Raw genomic sequence first — 19,000 nt, forward strand, 5'->3', positions numbered from 1 at the left:
ATTTATTTTACATTTAAATTATGAAGCACTCTTTCTGTTAGGGCATCCATACGTATCTTAAACTCAGAATTCACGCTAACCAAATCATATTCTACCTTATGAAAAGCCCCACGTGCTGCATTGATAATATTAGTCAAACCAAGTTCTGATTGCATGAATGTTTTTATAACTTCATCCTTTGCATCAATATCATACCCACAATATTCCATATATCCAGTATCTGCTTTTACTAATACAAACATAAAATCAATATCTTTAGGATGACGTCCTACACTTTCTAATATAGACTTCAGTGTAGAAAATGTCCCATCAATAGAATATTTTTCTAAAGACGGATGCTCTTGAAGCCATCCGCTCATCTTTTCACTACAAGCACTAAACGTATAATCTATCATAGAAGGATCTATTATAAATATAATCTGATTTACGTTACGATAAAAATCCATAGCAGTTTTCGATGCAGTAGAAGTCTGATTAAATTTTTCTCCCGCCACATCATAAAAAAACAAATGATAAGGTACCGGACGTAATTTTGGTGCTATAATTATCTGAATCGCACGATATGAGTCACGGACTACAGTTTGTATTTTATCTCTAATTTGTATACGTTTAAAATTTGATTCTATATTAGTAGTATTATCTGTATCTATTTGACGGGCTAACTGACCATACTGTTCCAATATCTGATTTAAAATAGAATAAATTAAATAAGTCTTTCCAGAACTACGATGCCCAACAATGCCAATATGCCTTTCCGTTCCATAAGAAGTCGTATCACCTGCATGTATAAAACTACCACATTGCGGACATTTACGCAATAATTTATCTTTGCCCGCAATCAATAAGGTTGGCATTTTTACTTTTGTTGCAGGGTCTATGTGGGAAAATACACCATAAATACCAGGTTGCAATTTAACAGGATGTTTATGCATTTCATCCGCCCAATACTCTTTTTCTTTTTTACTTCCACATACAGGACATGGCCTTCTGATTCCGTAAATTTTCATTATGCCCCCTTCTACCCCCATTAAAAAGAATATTAATGCCATCACACTTAAAGCGATTAATATAAAAACGAACAATGGCATTGCAAAAGCCGTTAATATAACATCCCAAAAATTGCGGAACAAACTTACTCCCCAATCAAAAAGATTAAGCTTGTTCATAAAATTAAAGCCCCAATTAACAATAGCATTTCCAAAATTACGCAATGTGTCCTCAAAATAGACAATGACACCTCCCAATATTATCGGAAGACACCCCATACCTTCTTTTGCCAAAAATAAGACAATCAGTCCCAATATCAATGAAATCCAACCGACCCAAATCAAAATAACTATTAAAATTTTAACCACCCATAAAACGCCATACGTTATTCCCCCAACAGCAAGTAAGACCAACACCGCTGAAACAAATGAAGCTAAAAGAATCCCTACATACAATGCTACATTTATGTAAGGTCCCCCATTAAACATCCATAATCGTCTCATTCCAGTACTAGTCGGTACTCCGATAAAAGACTGAAACCAATTAGCGTTTTCCACTAATTTATAATAAAAGAAAGCCCCTATACTTGTCAAAACAAAAACTACAACCAATAACCACATTCCTGGTGAAGCTGTCTTCACTCGATTTACAGCAATGCGATACTTTATATTAGAGTAATAATTTGAAAAAAAACTACCAGATTTTGAAGGTTTTTCTATTGCTGCTATTTCTTTCTTTATCTCAAATTCTTTTTTTAAATTTTCCTTATTATCTACTTCCGCTGTATAAAGTGCCAAAGCCTCTGATGTATAAATTTTATATACGTTATCATAACGTCCTTGATTATACCCTTTACTATTAGTCAACTTAATAGATTGCGCATATTGAGATTCTTTTTCTTGTTTTACATCATCATATTTATAATTTCGAACAAAACGAAGTTGTTTTTGTGGATAACTATATGTATAAACAGAGAGTATTTCCCCATTCGATGAACTAAAGTTAATTTCTTTCATTTGCTTCCCTTCATACTCTCTAATGCATCGCAATTTACCTGAAGCATAAATATACTCTGTTTGAACCGTTGAATTTCCACCATTCTTTGAAACTGATATCGATTGAAGAAGGTTGTCGGAATTGTAGGAAAAACTTACAAGCTCATTTGTTGTGCTTCCATCTTCGTCCTTTATTACTTTTTCTATACTACAAAGCTGGTTGTTGTCGTTATACTGAATATTGTTAACGAACATATTTGCGGCTTTAATGCCAAGTAACTTTTCATTTTTGTCATAACTGTAAAGAACAGAATCAATGCTGCCTTTCGAATTATAAGCTGTACTATATAGCAAATTTCCATTAGGCGTAAAACCTCTACTATATATATTTAATAAGACTCCGTTTTTATTATATTCAGAAATTTGTATTTCTGAAGTACCCTTAGGATCACCGTAATACTCTATTCGAAAAGGATTATGATAAGCTGTTTGTCCTCCATCCAAATTTCCGCAAGACGTCATACACAAAACTGTAACAATAGACAAAATCATAAACATCTTGCCTCCCAATAACTTGCGCATCATTTTTTTTACAAATCCTGACTCTTTTTCAAGAATACTTTTTGCTTCACTTGCACTCATTTTATTAATAACGTCTTTTATTGAATAGCGGTGTAAACGAACATGATCTACAATCCAAAGAAATATTTTTTCTTTTTTTGCCACTTTCGCATACTTCCAGTACAAATCAAGAAGTTGTGCTGTTATAGCAGCTGATTTTGAGAAATTTGAAATAAATTCTACAATCTCAGCTTTATCTGCATTATTCCTTATCCATCCTGTATACAACCGCAACATATATTCTTGGTCTACATCTATCACTTGGGCTAATTTCATATCGTCATAAACCGGAGAACTCAGAAGCGCTCCATTATGAAGAATCAATAGTTTATTTATAGCTTCAGATTGTATGCCTTTGTCCTTCAAATTTAGGCCAATGCGTTCCAATGCATTATAATCAATACTTTGAGGAGATTGCAACAAAGCATCTGCATAAGCATTTGACAAACCTTTTAAATCTAATTGACAAAGTACCGCTTTATCAAGCGCAAATATTTTATCCATAACTTGTTGTGGGAATTGACCTATTTTACGTATCAACAAATTGTCAATATCAACTTTCACTAAAGAAATGTATTCTGGATTATGATTTATCAAATTCAACCAACGTTCTGCATTCGAATCCATTGGAAACAATGCATTAACCAATTCATACTTATTATTAAGTGCTGATTCCATAATACATCCTACCGCCACATTCATCGAATCAGCAATCAATTCGTCATCTTTATAATAATATGTCATTAAAGCCCTCCATTCATCAACATAAGGCGATGTCATCAATGACTTAAACAAACTATCCTCTGATGGAAGTTCAATACCCGTCTTAGAAAACAACAATAATGCTGCTTCAAGACGTTCTGGATTATGTTCAATAATCTTTTGAAAATACTTATCCGTTGCGAAAAACAAATCTTTCAGCACTTCTGCTTCTTCTATATCCAATTGCAATTTATCAGGTACAATACGGTTTATTCGACAAATTATTTCCAATGTGATTTTTACCTCACTCAATTTACAAGGATAAGCAAAAGCATCTTTTATAATTGCATTGATTTTTTGCCAAACGGAAGTTTTTTCCCGTTCATTAAGAGGAGAAACAGAAACCATTTCCATATTCAATTTACCCACTTCCTGTAAGGTCAACATTTCTGGTGTAGAAGCAAGAACTAACAAACGATAGGCTTGTTCATAATTTACCTCTGACTTTGTACATAATTGCATATAAAGTTCTGCAATTTGATTTATCCTCTCGGCATTTCCCGTTAATGCCATCTCTTGTATTCGGTCAAATAAATAATTATCCTCTACGTTATGGCAAATGGGGACTTCTCCCCGCAAATCCACCGTAATGTGATAAGCATCAAGTGTTTCGGTTGTGTCTTTCTCATTCATAATCATCATACGCATATCTAAAGGTACACTTGATCGTCCTATTACATTCGTTTTAAAGAAAAACTGTTCTGTAAGAGAAGCCGGCATATCTCCCAATGCCATAAGAAGCGGTTCTACATCATTTTGCTTTAATTTAAGAATCACATTACGTATGTCCTTATTCTCTACATTATTTTTATAAGCCTGCAACAAAACTTTCATAACATTGGCAACAACCGGTGTTATAATCAACGAACCACCCCGATCTACAGATATTTGTCCTTCGGGCAATTCATAAGGCTCGCCTATAAGGATGTCTAAAAATTCACGATTGGCTGAAGAACACTCTGTGTTAACAGGAATAAACAACTTTTGTCTAAGCACTTCAGATACCACTTTCATTGGCGGGACTTCGTCAAAAACCAAAATATGTGCAATATAATTAGAACCGACACGATTGGCATTACCTGAACCAGTAAAAAAGCCATAATCACCTCCCACGTACATGACCCGGGCTATCAAATATTTTATGGAGCCATCGGGCAATTGCATACTGCGAAATACATAAATATGAGGATAAATGCGATCCAATTGCGGGTTATTCTGCAAAATGTCAGCTGTAACCATCATATCCGTAGGAATATCATAATAAAGCGATGACTTCAAAAAAATATTATCAGCCAAATTCAAATCAATATTTGCACTCTTTGCCCTTACTCCAAACCCAGAAAAACCAGAAGTAAGTGATTTTTCTGAAGAACAACAAATAATTTGTCCGTATTTAAATGTATCCATAGTTATTATTGTTTTTTTATCGGTAATGAATAACCTAATTCATGTAATATCCACACTAACGGGTCTAAAACACGATAAGGTCTAATTTCTGATATATTTTTTGAAGGGGTAGGTTGCCCTCCAAGTGCTGAAATGCCAAAATATTTAGCATTCTTATAATGATTATTAATAGTCGTAACAAAATTATTTTCTTCCCACATAGACAATGCACCTTGAATAGAAGCGCTTATACTATTAAAATCCGAAAGCAGAATAGGCGATCCGTCTAAATAATTACTGTTATTGGAAATTGACATTCCAGCAATTGAAGTATCTTCAAATTTATCTTCATTCGTTAATATCGCATCTATTTTGCTAAAAACCAAAGCCATTGGTTTCTGAAAATGAGCATCTCGAATGGTCGGATCTCCCTCTTTAAAATAAGTAAGCAAATTATCTATAATCAGATTATAACGTATTTTTATATCTTCTTTTATTCCTAATTTATCATGCACATAAGGAACTGCGAATGTATCCAATAAAAATATTATCGCATCCGACTCCTTCAAAAATTTCACATTCTCTGCTATATATTTAATATCAACAAAATTTTCTCCAGCTGTATCATAAAAAACCAAATATGCTGATTTCTTTTGAGGATTTGACAATTCATAAATTAATGGAATACGACTCTTACGATCCGTAATTCCTGTTTGACCCGGACACTTTTTCTTACGATAAAGCTCATCAAAAAAATCACGTTCATAACGCTGTTGGGTATTATTCTTAGGATCATCTGTAACATTTGCAGCTGTGATGCCCATATCACCTAAATTACATCCGTGACGCATCAATTCATTGATTAACGTAGTTATATAAATGGTCTTACCACTACCACGCGCTCCGATAATAGAAATAATAAATCCCTTTTTTTTCACCATTTCTTTAGGAATACGATTGTGACAATGGGGACAAATGGTTAAATATGATTTTTCTCCACATTTAGGGCAGATTGCAAAATCGGGACATTGCCCCATTATAGAACGAAAAAAAGAACGTTTCGGAAGAATAGGGATACCAACAGGCTTAGGATCATCTCCTCCCCAAAAACGCTCCAACACTTGATCTTTTTCAAGTGTACAACGACCAACATTCCCGCAACGGAACTCAACTTCACTACGTTCAAATTGTTCAAAGCAAAATGGACATACAACTTTACTCATTTTTCTATTTTATTTGTTGGATTTCAGAACTTATTGTCATTAAATTTGCCATCGTTCGATCAGCTGCTATCAAACGGAAAAAAAGAGGAGCCGAATTATTACGTCTTGCATAATTAAATCGAATCTTATTTTCTTTACCGACCTTTATACTGCCATTCTTAATTATAGCAACCGGAGAATAATTAACCAAATTCATAGGCGGAGTCGATTCACTCGCTAAGACGTGTAAATCGCAAGGCAATAATGAATCTGATATAAAAGTTATTTCATATTCATTTGAAGACAAAAATAACAACCGCCTCAAATTAGTCACACTAACAAATTGCACTTTAGAAGGCTTTAAATTCAAAACTTTAGTTATGGGAGGACCTAAAAGTACTTTTGAGGAAGTTTTTACCAATGACATAGCCGATAAGGATATGGACCGACTTCCTTCCGGAACTTTAATCTCATAGGTTGCACTATTTATTGCATCCCTTTCCAAATCAACTTCCTTCTTGGCTTGAGAATCGATTGAATAAGAAATACGAATTGCCGCACAATTATCCCACTTCCATTTTGCTTGCACGGTCTTGTCTATAAGACAAACGGATAAATCGGAAACAAGCTGCAGGGATACAATGCTAACCATTGTTCCTGCTACTCCAATTGTATCTTGAATCGTTACCGGCATAAAAAAACGTTCGCCGCTAAAATCCTTATTCACAGTGCAACTTGTTCCTGTTACATTTAATCGTGCAGCTTTAAGTGTATCAATGGAAAGCAAATCATTCTTGTTATATTTAAATGGCTCATCTGCATAAAATATCGCCAACCTTCCTACTTTGGGATTATCCCAACTTATCATGGCCTTATCTTCCGTCTCTTTTATGACAATATCAACAGGCTGCGGTTTGGGCATTGGAGTAAACTGCATAGAAGTTTCCTCCGAACGATGAATATTACCCGCTGAGTCCGTATAAATTGCTACAAAAATATAAGTATATGCCTGTCCGGTAACAAGCCCTTTATCAACAAATGCCCCTCCTGTAATAACATGAGTTTCACCCTTTAAACGGGTTATTTCTATCGATGAACGCTTTGATGGAGTGAAAGAGAACTCCAATTGCGTTTCACTTGGATTCACTTTAATATGCTGTGGCTCGATATTTAATGTTTTCAAAACAGGCTGGCTAATTGTTGCCCCCACGGCTGATACCCTATCACCAAACTTACTATAAACAGTATAATAATAACTTCTTTCAGGCAAGGCTGATACATCATCATAATAATTTTCCTGCGTTGTATTCAACTGTACTCCATCATTAAAAGAAGAAGATTTTGCGTTTTCTTTCCGTACCACTAAATAGGATAAAAATGAGGATTTACAACGTGTCCAAGACAATGCTACTACATTACCTTTCACCAAAGCTGTCAAACCTGTAGGTACGGGTAACGGCATCACATTCAATTTGACTAAAGCTGCCTGATAATCCGCGCAAAGGCTCAATGCTTTCAAATAATTTTCAAATTTAACATTGTCATCCGTCGCACCTTCTGCTTGTTTTACTAACTGTTCCGCATCTGCAATGGCTTTCTCTGCTTCTATGCGGAGTCTGTCATTTACAGCCAACTTAGCCCCTTCTTTCATTGCTGTACAGTATTTTCTTTCTGCACACAATTTCGTCACTGCCTGTCTGATATGCTGTTGTGTATTACTATATTCCTTAATTTTAGTACCTATCGCATTCAGATCCGGACATGTTGGCCAAAATTTTACAGCTGCATCAAATTCACGACATGCCCCTTCCACATCACCCATTTCAAGAGCCGCCTCTGCTATCTTCAGATGAAGCGGTGCCTCTTGCATATCAATTAATGAAAAGCCACATTCGCTGCAACGATAGTCATCATATTCTGCAGGATGCCCACATTTAGGACAAACAATATTTACAGGCATGCCACACGTACCGCAAGTTTTCGCTGTTTTATCATTCAATCCCCCACAATAACGACATACTGTCATTGTTGATACATTTCCCTCTTCAATCTCTAACCCTGCTTTTTTGGCCGTATCATATATCAAATATTCTGCAATGTCAAAAGGAACACCATTTTTTGTACAGATGCCAAGCATTTGCTTATATTGTTGAGGACTAATGATTTTAACCCCGGCTTTCATTTGATTGATGACAGTACGTACTGTCTCAAAACCGGCATTGCCACATGCCTTATCATAACTTTTACGAGCTTCTTCATTTGCAAATATAGCTGTACACTCTTTAGCCAATTTATCTGTTGCATTCAACTTAGGGTCTGTTTTATTACTATCATCATCTACGTCTTTTTTCACTTTGGCTAAGCGAACTTGCAAATCGGCTAATTTAGCAGAAGATGAAGTTCCAAGAAATTCGTATAGATTCTTCTTGCCTAATATAGACAAAAGCTCATTCAAAGTTTTCATCTTTTTAGAATCCAATTCTTTTACGCCATCATCTTTATATTTAAAGGTTTTAGGCTTTTTCACTTTTGCGTTCAACAAACGTAAAATCTCATCTTCTGACATTTTCAAATCTGTCACAAGCTGCCGCAAATTAGCCTCTGCAATCAAGCCGTTCACTACATAAAGACTACCTTCTTCTTGCAATCTTTTACGTACTTCTATCTCCCGCTTCTTTGCTATCTCAGCATACGCCATCGCATGCTGTTGAATAACAACAGGCGATTCGTTTATCTGTTTTTTAAGTGCTGTAAGCTGTTTTTTCTTTGCTACTCCAATAACACTATATTTAGGATTGTTGACACGCTGATTATACCACTTTATCTTATCATCAATGGCTTTTAACACCATTGAAGAGTCGGTTATTGTTACATCAAGAGCTAATTCTTCATATAAATTAAAATCATCCATAAATTCTGCTTGTTTTTAGTATTTATATACCTTTACCTTTTCCAGCTTAAATGTTTCGTTCCTCCTGAACGGCTTATCTCTTGAGCTATATTTCCAAAAGACTCCACAAGATGATCAAGGTCAGTCAACAATGCATTCTCACTGGAAGTAGATATACGCCTTAAAAACTTTTCATCGGCACCTCCGAACCCCACTGCTATAATATCCATACTTTCTTCCCGATAACGATCGGACCATTTAACGGCTCGTTGCGAATTAGACCATACCCCATCCGTAAGTACGACAAGGATTTTTTTCTTATCTGATTTATTATTAAAAACATCATTAAACTTCCGATATGCATCCTCAAGCGGGTTATTATCATTTCCACCTCCTACATTAGGATAACTTTTAGTCCAACCTGCATCTATTTTTTTTATTGTCTTGAGCAATTCTTTTACATTATTTGAATTCCGACATACCATTTCAGCCTTATCCGCAAATCCCATAAGACCGATTTCTATATTTTCAAGATTTGGATTTCCAGCAGACAACTGCATCACAAACTCTCGCGCTGCATCACGAGCTTTAGCTACAGGTGAACCAATCATACTACCAGATAAATCAATTGCAATAATAATCGACAAAGGTTTGTGCTTTCCTCGTGGTTTCTCATACAACCAATCCAAATTCTCATCCAAATCAACTTTGCCTACATGCAAACTTATTCCGGTTTCTTGTTGTATGCCTTCTACTACAACCATACCATTCAAATCATAACTGTAACGTATCTCTATCTTTGTTCCATTGGGTTGATGTTTAATGCCGCTAAGAACATATTTACCTACTACTATACAGTTTTTAATATCTGAACTTTCACCTTGTGTCAGATACACATCCAATGTATTATCACCATTCGGATTTGTATGATGAAGAAACTCCTTTCGCTCTGTTATGGGTATAGGTTTATTTTTAGAGATGATTATCGAATTTATATATTTTTGCCCATCCTCACTTACAGCTATTGTACCTAATGAATGACTCATCACATCAACAATATCCATTGATGAAGCCAATTGATATTGTTGCTTGTTCATTCCACCTAAACTATATAATTGGCGTGAAACTTCTATTCCTGCCTGTATCGCAGCACCAAGAGCCACAGCTTCGTCTACATTCACTCCACGTAATGGTTCTTTACCCGACATCTCGCGCACCCAGTTCTCTACCATAGGCATTCGTGTACTTCCTCCTACAAGCAATACCCCGTCTATATCTTTCCATTTCAATCCAGCCTCTTCAAGTACAAATTCTGCCATAAACTTAGTACTACGCAATAAATGTTCGGTAAGTTGCTCAAATAATGCACGGCTGACACTGTATTTTCCTCGTACACCTTCATATCTTACAGTAATGAAACTACTTTCCTTAGCGGATAATTGCTTTTTCAGTTTCTCGCAATTGAATGCAAGGTCATTATAAGCTTCTATGGAATCACTCAAATCAAACCCATGCTCAAGTCTAAATTGCTCACTGACATAATTGACAAGTTGGTCATCCCAGTCTTTCCCTCCAAGCTCATGATCCCCACCTGTAGACAATACATTTATACTTTTCAATGTCATTTCAAGTACGGTAACATCAAATGTGCCGCCACCTAAATCGTAAACTAACACACGTTGTCCCGGTTGAAATTTGACCCCATACGTAATGGCAGCTGCTGTAGGTTCATTAATAATACGTAACACTTGGAAGCCGGCGTTCCTGCCGGCTTTCATTGTTTCATTACGCTGAATGTCATTAAAATAAGCAGGAACGGTTATCACAGCTTTCGTCACCGGACTACCAAGACTCGCTTCTGCCTCCGCTTTTATCTTCCGCAACAAAACAGTAGATAAATCTGTAGGAGTATATGGCTTGCCTGCATAATGAAACACCATGTCTTTATTCCCCATATAGCGTTTAAAAAACACGGCCACATCTTCCACTCCTGCCTGCATCATCTCCTTTGCTTCGGTACCTGCCGTTTCATTACCGGAAGAATCAACATAAACCGCAGAAGGGATAAGTGATTCTCCATCCGTTGTTTTTACAATTACCGGCTGACCATATTCATCGATAGTAGCTATCGATGAATACGTCGTTCCGAGATCTATTCCGATAAATCGTTCCATGCTCTCTTTATCAATTATTGCATTTTCAATGCATTGACTTTCTTTATTTCTTCTTCTATTTCTTCCTGGCTCAGCATATTACCTAACTTGATATCCATGTGGCGTTTTGCATTGCTTGGCTTATGCTCTACATCAATGCTTAACAATCCATTTTGATCAATATTAAAAACGATATCAATCGGTTCATTGGCTGGAAGTCCTTGCGGAAGAGGGCCAAGTTCGCCTTCAACCAGAGGCTTGCATTTACTTTCATCTACATATTCTTCATCACTGCCATTTTCGAAAATCTCAACTAAAACGGAAGTCTGATTTGCTGCATTTGTACCTGCATGCAATTCATAACGAAGAGGGATTGCAGTATTCTTATAAATCTGATTTACGATACGTGAAACATTATCCGCACAAATAAGTCTTACCGCTATACTCTGACTTATAACATTCACAATTTTAATCGGACCTTTTTGATCACCATTCCCACCCAAGGTGAATATAGGATTCTTTTGAAGTTCAGCTTGCTCTTTCTTTGTAAGCGGTGATGTTTCTTCCCCTGTTTCCTCTGCTTGCGGAAAAGCAGCTATATTCATACCATAAATAGCTGCCCCCTTTGCTACACTTTGGTCTGGGTCACAGAATTCAATAGGTAAATTTGGAAATTCTTCATGCAATCGTGCTTCAACCTGAGGCATTCTCGTTGAACCTCCTACCATCAGAATCTTATCAATGACAGTACAACCTTTTTTTTCTGCTTTGCCAAGAGTTAAACGTGTCATATCAATGGTGCTGTCCAATAAAATCTTTGTCTGTTGTTCAAAAGCATCCCGACTAATTTCTATTTTCTTTCCATTGAGTTTAATTACAGCTTTTTCCTTGGTCGTCAATGTTTTCTTTGCCGTTTCACATCTCAATTCAAGGTCTCCCATTATTTCCAAATCATCATAAAGCTCATCACTCGACTGTCCTGTTTCCTTACAATATTCAGAAATAACATATTCACGTATGGTGTTATCCCAATCTTTTCCACCTAATTGATGATCACCTCCAGTCGCTACCACTTCAATGGCTCCATTGGCAACCTTTAAAATAGTAACATCAAATGTACCTCCACCCAAATCATATACCATTACTGTTTGAGGCGTATTTACCTGTAAGCCATAAGAAATCGCAGCGGCTGTAGGTTCATTAAGTACACCCAATACATTCAAACCTGCAATAACACCTGCTTGCTCTGTAGCCTTGCGCTCATCAAGCCCAAAATATGCAGGACAAGTTATCACTACATTTTTTACCTCTTCACCAATAATCTCGCTTGCATCATTTGCCAATTTTTTAAGGATAAATGACGAAACGGCCTCTGGAGTATACGACTTATCAAAAGCATCAAATGAGTAATCGCGTCTTCCCATTTGGCGTTTAACAACAGAACATACATGTTCCGGTTCCGTACTCAATGTATTTTTAGCAGAATCACCAACAGAATAATTACCACCTTCCTCAAACGCCACTACAGAAGGAGTCACAGGCGAACTCTCTTGATTATTAACAACTTCAGGTTTGCCATAATCATTCACATAAGCTATACAACTATAGGTCGTACCTAAATCTATACCAAAAATTTTTGCCATAAACTATAAATTAATTATTAAACTATTATCATTCTGATATGGATGTATATTTATAAACTTTTACCCCTTCGGGTCTAATGATTTTACCCTGCCACCAATATCCTTTACGCACACGCTCTGCAATGGTATTGTCTTGCGCTGTTTCTTCTGTCTTTACGACTCCTAAAGCACGTTGGGTTTTAGGATTGAAATGTTCACTTTCATCATTAAAACACTCTACGCCATTGTTTTCAAGAAGCTCTTCCAAATCATTTGGCACATTTTTGAGATAATCCAAGATTTTACTTGAAGGCGTATTTTCATCTATCCGAGAAAGGACACGTTTATAATCTTCTATAAGCAGAACGGTCTCGTTTATGAAAGGCAAAAGCAATTTTGCATAAATGTCTTTTTTATAAACAGATAATTCTGCATACATTTTATCAAACAACTCATTCTTATGAGCGTCAACAGCTATTTTTTGCTCAAATTTATCATTCAAAGCTACAAGCATCTGTTCCACATTAAGCAAATCTAACGCTTTTTGTTCTGGCTCTGCCACACTTTCTTCACCATTTTCCTCCACTTCAGATTCAACAACTGGCGGTACTGCTTGAGGTTCTATCATCGGGTCGGAATCAGTTTCAGAATCAACCCCTGAAGTCTCCGCTTCTTCCAATTTAGATTCAACCTTTGTCTCAGATTGACAGTTGTCGTCTTTCATTTCTCCAATAGGACCTTCAATTATCAAATCCTCTTGCTGGATTTCAGTTCGTTCTTTTTCTTCCATATTGTCTACATTTTTAATATCCTACTTCTTGGTCATAATCCTCCAATTCTTTTTGCGCTTCTTCCATACGCTGTTTGGCCATTTCTTTTTCATATAAAGCATCGCGCATCTCAGCTTCCTTGTCTCTGTATTTATCACGAAGTTCTGCCCTCTTTTCTTCGGTATTGCTTGGAGCGGATTGTCCCCATGCGCCAGAAGCTTCTTGCGTATGAAAATCATATTCATTTTTCGCTTCATTACAAGCAGAAGTTGCTTTTTCCGCTTTCCATGAAGTTTCATCATATTCATTACGATATTCTTCGTATTGAGCCCTTAACTTATCTCTTACATGATCTTTCATATTGATGATTAAAAATATCAGAATCAACCAAACATATAATTTTCTACATTATAGCACCCTCTCTATCTTTTCAACGCCTGGCAAACCATATTTCTCTAAATCACAACGCCATAAAGCAACATTCGGATTCTGTAAAACAGCTACTGAAGCAATAAAGAGTTCCACTAATCTTGTAAGAAAATCCGGACTTAAATCTGTTCGAAAATATTTATATCCGCCTTGCATTTCATAATACCAAAGCCCGACTGAACTTGTACGATATTTTATTTTTATATTTCGGTGAATATTTTTAATAGGGTCATCAATGAATGATTCAAGTTCATCTATCTCGCCTTCGCTCATCTTTTTTAGAATATCATTTCTTTCAAGAATAGAATTTACATCATTAAAATCCTTTGTCATGTCCATCCATAATGCTGTTTGCTTAGGAGATTGTTGATTGTCAATAATTATGCCATTGAGAATCACAAGTGCATTAAGCCACCATTCTTGATATGCATCTGGATTACCTCTGAAAATGGAGATAATATAGCGATTATCAATCGTGGCTACCGTTTCAGCAACCTGACGACCTAATTGTGAAGTTTTACCGCTTAAAGTTCTGTTCCCTTTAAGAAGCAAATTAGAAAAAAGCGCATTTAGTCCTTCACGAAGTGAGTCCCCATATTGTTTTTCCAATTCTTTAATTTTCTCAAAAGCCTTAACTTCTGGATTTTTATTGGATGTTTCTTGAAGTTGTTGGTCTGAAAATGGAATAATCTGACCTAAAGAGGCATTCGCTGCCACATATCCACCTTCACTTTTTTTATTTTTGCGCCTTTTATAAAAGTAATAAACAGCAACAATAACAATGCAAATAATTAAAATATTCATAATACCTTACCTTTAAATTAAATAAAATGTTTATTCAATCAAAATTCATTTTTGCAAATTAAAACATTTTTCAAATACCAATTTATCACCCAAAACAGTGATTTTTCAAGAAAAATGAATTTTATTTCTTTTCGGAATCTGTAAGGGAAAGCCGAAACATTTGGTGGAAATCGGGGAAAATGGTGAAAAAAATTTGGTGGAAATCCGGTATTTTGACTAAAAAAATTTGGTGGGAATCGAAAATGGGGAAATCCTTCTCTCAACAAACTCAGCTTCATCGACCTACGAAGCAGGATGCATTGGCGAACACATACGGCTTCGTCGGGCGATGAAGCCGTATGCATTTTTGGCAGAAGTCCTCTGACGTTCTGGCAGGGTTCTTATCCGGTTTTATACAAAAATGAAAGAAAAAAGCGGGCAGGTAGAACAAAATCGCAAATTTGTTATTATTTTTGCATTCAGTTAACCATAATAGACCGTTATGTACGCATATTATCGACATCTCCTCGCTCTGATTTTCGCTTTCGCGGTATTCGTGTCCGAAAGCAGGGCGGAGAATATACCTACCGACACGATTTTGTCACGCCTCTACGACCAGGCGGCTTCGCTCATGGAGGAAGGCGAATACGACTCGGCACAACTCTGTTTCGACCGGGCTTTTGCCACGGAAGGGGTCACCGAATCACCCGTTTACCCGATTCTGCTCAACGAACAGGCTACGTTGTTCTTTTATGTAGGCGAACTGAAACGCTCGCTGGAGATGAAGAAAAGCGTGCTTCCTTACCTGCCTGAAGTGGAGGATTTGGAAAAGCATGTCAGTGTGTACAACGACTTGGGGGTGCTTTATCACCGCTTCAACCAGCAAGATTCTTCCCTGTATTTTTACAACAAGGCACTGGATGCAGCCCAAGCATACGGAGACAAAAGTTGGATAGGAAACCTCAACCTGAATATGGCGGTGTTCTACTTCAACCTGCAACGGTATGAAGACGCGGAAAAGCACATCGAAAATGCCTTGCAAAATGTATTGCAGACCGATGATGTACTTACGACATTCGCAACGTGGCAAGTAAGGTCGGTCATCCAGGCGCAAATGGAGAAAATGGAGGAGTCGGGCACATCAATTAAAGAAGCGTGGCGGTTAGCTTGCGGTCCGGACGGAAACGCGGAATGGAAGGTGCGCTGCATCCCCGGCATGTACCGCTATTTCCAGCGCAAAGGGCAGACCGACTCCATTAATTATTATATAGGTATAGGGAACAAGCTATTGAAAGAGCTTCCGCCTCACAACGTATCTGCCGTGGGATTCATCCAGACACGGGGCTTGGCGAACTACGAGCAGAAACGGTATGCCGAAGCCCTGAAAGACTTTATCTACCTCTACACCAACCCCACGGGAAGCGAACGCAAATCGCTTTTCGAGAAAATGGCGGTCTGCTACCACCATTTGGGAAATCCGCAAAAAGCCTTTGCCTACATGGATAGCGCACGGATGTGGGCAGACTCGCTTGCCAAGCGGGAAGTCACTTCGCAAATGGCAGAGGTGAAAGTGAAATACGAAACACAGGAAAAGGAACTGGAAATCATCCGGCTCCGCGAAAAGGTGCTGGAGCAAGAAGCCGGATTGCTGAAAATAACCATAGCCATCATCGTAGGGCTGGCTGTACTCTGCGTACTCTTGTTCACCCAACACCAAAGGCGGAAAACAGCCGAACGGAAACTGCTCCTGATGAAGCGGGAAAAAGAATTGGAAGCGGTGAAAAGCTACATCGAAGGGCTGGAAGAAGAATGCCGGCACTTCGCCAAAGAACTCCACGACGGCATTGCCAATGACCTCCTTGCCCTGGAAATGAAAGCACGGCTGGAAAAGGATGAGGTGCTGACCGAATCTATCAAACAAGTGCGGGAAAACGTGCGGGCAATTTCGCACGAACTGATGCCGCCCGAATTTGAACGGCTCAGCCTGAACGAAATCCTGCAACATTACACCCAAAAACTAAGCGAACATACGGGCGTCCGCATTGATTATAACGACCTAGCGTCGAACCCAGCCCAACCTCAAACATTGTCCGACCGGATAGCCCGCGAAGTATATCGTATCGCACAAGAGGTTACAATGAATATCGTGAAGCATACCCATGCCTCGCACATCACGCTCTGTCTGGAAAAAGACGCCAACGGAAATTGCATTTTACAGATTACCGATAACGGGCAACCCCGACCGAAAGCATCTTCACCAACGGAAGAAAAAGGCATCGGACTCCGCACCATAAACGACCGTGCCAAAGCAATCCGGGCTACGATTGAAACGCAAAGCGATGAAACAGGAAACCGATTTATCCTTACTTTTAAACTTGACCCCCATGAGCAATAACCGTTACTCTATACTCATCATTGATGACCACCCTATCGTGAGCAACTACTTAAAAGAACTTATCCATGCCCACGAAGATGTATCGTGCACCATAGCCAATACATTAAAAGAACTGAACAGCATCCTTGCAGAAATGAAATTCGACCTGTGTATCACCGATTTAGAGATTCCAGGGATTTCCGCCCTCGACCTTATCCGAACGATACACAAATCCCTGCCCCAATGCCGCATCTTAATATACACCATGCACGAAGAGCCTTGGATAGCCATTAAGCTATGCGATGCGGATATACATCCGTTTATATTCGGCGCCTTATCCAAACAAGCCGATACGGACAACGTTTATTCAGCGATCAATGCTATCCGAAACGGGGAAAAGTATTTCAGCCAGATATTCAGCATCTTAGCCCAAAAAAGAGACGGAGAAATCCCCAAACACTCATACGAATTGTCTGAAACTGAAAAAAGAACACTCACCCTTATCAATCAAGGACTAAACACCAACCAAATAGCCGAGCGTTTGCATATCAGCCAAAATACAGTACAGACACACCGTAAAAAGCTTCTTGAGAAAATGGATGCCAAGAATGTGGCAGAACTCGTTTACAAGTGCAAGGGGCTTTTCAATGAAGAACTAAATGCATGAACAGGTAAAATATATACAAGATTTTACTAAAAAATAGTCATATATATGCATATTGTTTCAATAATATACGTATCTTTGCACCCGATTGAAGAATAAATATGCACGATGAAAAGTAAGAATAACAGACTCGACTCCATTAAGATGATTATTTCCAGCAAGGAAATCGGGAATCAGGGAGAACTTTTAGCAGAGTTGGAAAAAGAAGGTTTCCAGCTGACTCAAGCCACGCTTTCACGCGACCTGAAGCAACTAAAAGTAGCCAAAGCCGCCAGCATGAACGGCAACTATGTGTATGTCTTGCCCAACAACACGATGTACAAACGCATGACCGAGCCTCAAAAAGCATCGGAAATGCTTCGTCACAACGGCTTCGTATCCATTGAATTTTCGGGAAACATCGCCGTCATCAAGACGCGGCCCGGATATGCCAGCAGTCTGGCTTACGACATCGACAACAATCATTTCCACGAAATTATCGGAACCATTGCCGGAGATGACACCATTATGCTGGTATTGCGCGAGGGAAGCACCCGCACCAGCGTAAAGCAGGCACTGGCTCACATTATAGTAAATATCAACCAATAATAGAATATAAAACTAACCAAAAAATGGACTCGAAACAAATAGACGTAATGGTGGCAGACGCTTCGCATGAGGCATACGTAGATACAATCTTGGATACCATACGCGAAGCAGCCAAAGTGCGTGGCACGGGAATTGCCGAACGCACTCACGAATATGTCGCAACAAAGATGAAGGAAGGGAAAGCAATCATCGCCTTGTGCGGAGATGAGTTTGCAGGCTTCACTTACATCGAATCATGGGGAAATAAAGAATATGTAGCCACTTCGGGATTGATAGTCCACCCCAAATACCGTGGATGCGGACTTGCCAAACGAATCAAACACGCTTCGTTCACCCTTGCCCGCCTCCGTTGGCCCAAAGCCAAGATATTCAGCCTTACTTCGGGAGCAGCCGTCATGAAAATGAATACCGAACTGGGATATGTACCGGTGACTTTCAACGAGCTGACCGATGACGATGCCTTCTGGAAAGGATGCGAAGGATGCATCAACCACGAAATACTAATGGCAAAGAACCGGAAGTTCTGCATCTGTACCGCCATGCTCTATGACCCGGCATTGCATACGGACGATAAGGAAACGAATTTCTGACTGTGCTCATTATCGAACGCAGAGACGCAAAGACGCAAAGAAACTATTTTAGAGAGAGCAAAGGACACAAAGCCAAATGTTTCTCTCCGTGCGCTTTGCTTTCTCTAAAAATAAAAACTTTGCGCTTTTGCGTCTCTGCGTTTGACTATATACAATGAATTAAACCACATAAACATATAAGCCT

General features: G+C 38.3%; 13 protein-coding genes. 5 read left to right on the forward strand and 8 right to left on the reverse strand.

The genetic code is table 11. The features are described from left to right. Nucleotides 1-2: 2 nt before the first annotated feature. Genes B5F91_RS00195 through B5F91_RS00230 form a run of 8 tightly spaced genes read right to left on the reverse strand, consistent with a single transcriptional unit; the run spans nucleotide 3 to nucleotide 14,621 of the window. Nucleotides 3-4,772 carry a hypothetical protein gene (locus B5F91_RS00195; protein ID WP_087427118.1) on the reverse strand — a complete coding sequence of 1,590 codons (4,770 nt, stop codon included), beginning with the start codon at nucleotides 4,770-4,772 and terminating at the stop codon, nucleotides 3-5. A 5-nt stretch (nucleotides 4,773-4,777) separates the two neighbouring features. Beyond that, complete coding sequence (locus B5F91_RS00200) at nucleotides 4,778-5,974, reverse strand: hypothetical protein (protein ID WP_144025033.1); 1,197 nt, start codon at nucleotides 5,972-5,974, stop codon at nucleotides 4,778-4,780. 4 nt (nucleotides 5,975-5,978) lie between these two features. Beyond that, entirely contained in the window at nucleotides 5,979-8,864 is a 2,886-nt protein-coding gene (locus tag B5F91_RS00205) for a zinc ribbon domain-containing protein (protein WP_087427120.1), read from the reverse strand. 32 nt (nucleotides 8,865-8,896) lie between these two features. Next, nucleotides 8,897-11,017 carry an Hsp70 family protein gene (locus B5F91_RS00210; RefSeq protein WP_087427121.1) on the reverse strand — a complete coding sequence of 707 codons (2,121 nt, stop codon included), beginning with the start codon at nucleotides 11,015-11,017 and terminating at the stop codon, nucleotides 8,897-8,899. Nucleotides 11,018-11,031: 14 nt separating this feature from the next. Continuing rightward, nucleotides 11,032-12,639, reverse strand: a complete 1,608-nt coding sequence (locus B5F91_RS00215) for an Hsp70 family protein (protein ID WP_087427122.1) — start codon at nucleotides 12,637-12,639, stop codon at nucleotides 11,032-11,034. A gap of 28 nt (nucleotides 12,640-12,667) precedes the next feature. After that, a complete protein-coding gene (gene grpE, locus B5F91_RS00220) occupies nucleotides 12,668-13,408 on the reverse strand; it encodes a nucleotide exchange factor GrpE (protein ID WP_087427123.1) in 741 nt (246 codons plus the stop codon). Between the two features lie 13 nt (nucleotides 13,409-13,421). Continuing rightward, nucleotides 13,422-13,748, reverse strand: a complete 327-nt coding sequence (locus tag B5F91_RS00225) for a hypothetical protein (RefSeq protein WP_087427124.1) — start codon at nucleotides 13,746-13,748, stop codon at nucleotides 13,422-13,424. Between the two features lie 48 nt (nucleotides 13,749-13,796). Then, the gene (locus B5F91_RS00230) at nucleotides 13,797-14,621 is read right to left on the reverse strand and encodes a hypothetical protein (protein ID WP_087427125.1); all 825 of its coding nucleotides are present in this window, start codon (nucleotides 14,619-14,621) and stop codon (nucleotides 13,797-13,799) included. A gap of 226 nt (nucleotides 14,622-14,847) precedes the next feature. On the opposite strand from B5F91_RS00230, the gene B5F91_RS15080 reads away from it, so the two are divergent. The 5 genes from B5F91_RS15080 to B5F91_RS00250 all read left to right on the forward strand — a co-directional run bounded on the left by B5F91_RS15080 (nucleotide 14,848) and on the right by B5F91_RS00250 (nucleotide 18,816). After that, on the forward strand, nucleotides 14,848-14,985 hold the full coding sequence (locus B5F91_RS15080) for a hypothetical protein (protein WP_158099869.1): 138 nt from the start codon (nucleotides 14,848-14,850) through the stop codon (nucleotides 14,983-14,985). A 117-nt stretch (nucleotides 14,986-15,102) separates the two neighbouring features. Then, a complete protein-coding gene (locus tag B5F91_RS00235) occupies nucleotides 15,103-16,995 on the forward strand; it encodes an ATP-binding protein (protein WP_087427126.1) in 1,893 nt (630 codons plus the stop codon). Beyond that, nucleotides 16,985-17,641, forward strand: coding sequence for a response regulator transcription factor (locus tag B5F91_RS00240; RefSeq protein WP_158099870.1), 657 nt, complete (start codon nucleotides 16,985-16,987; stop codon nucleotides 17,639-17,641). Before B5F91_RS00235 ends, B5F91_RS00240 begins: the two co-directional genes overlap by 11 nt. A gap of 105 nt (nucleotides 17,642-17,746) precedes the next feature. Beyond that, nucleotides 17,747-18,226, forward strand: a complete 480-nt coding sequence (argR, locus tag B5F91_RS00245; RefSeq protein WP_087427128.1) for an arginine repressor — start codon at nucleotides 17,747-17,749, stop codon at nucleotides 18,224-18,226. Nucleotides 18,227-18,249: 23 nt separating this feature from the next. Continuing rightward, entirely contained in the window at nucleotides 18,250-18,816 is a 567-nt protein-coding gene (locus B5F91_RS00250) for a GNAT family N-acetyltransferase (RefSeq protein ID WP_087427129.1), read from the forward strand. Nucleotides 18,817-19,000: the final 184 nt, after the last annotated feature.

The sequence above is a fragment of the Bacteroides sp. An322 genome (assembly GCF_002161765.1).
In the GTDB taxonomy this organism is placed as follows: domain Bacteria; phylum Bacteroidota; class Bacteroidia; order Bacteroidales; family Bacteroidaceae; genus Phocaeicola; species Phocaeicola merdavium.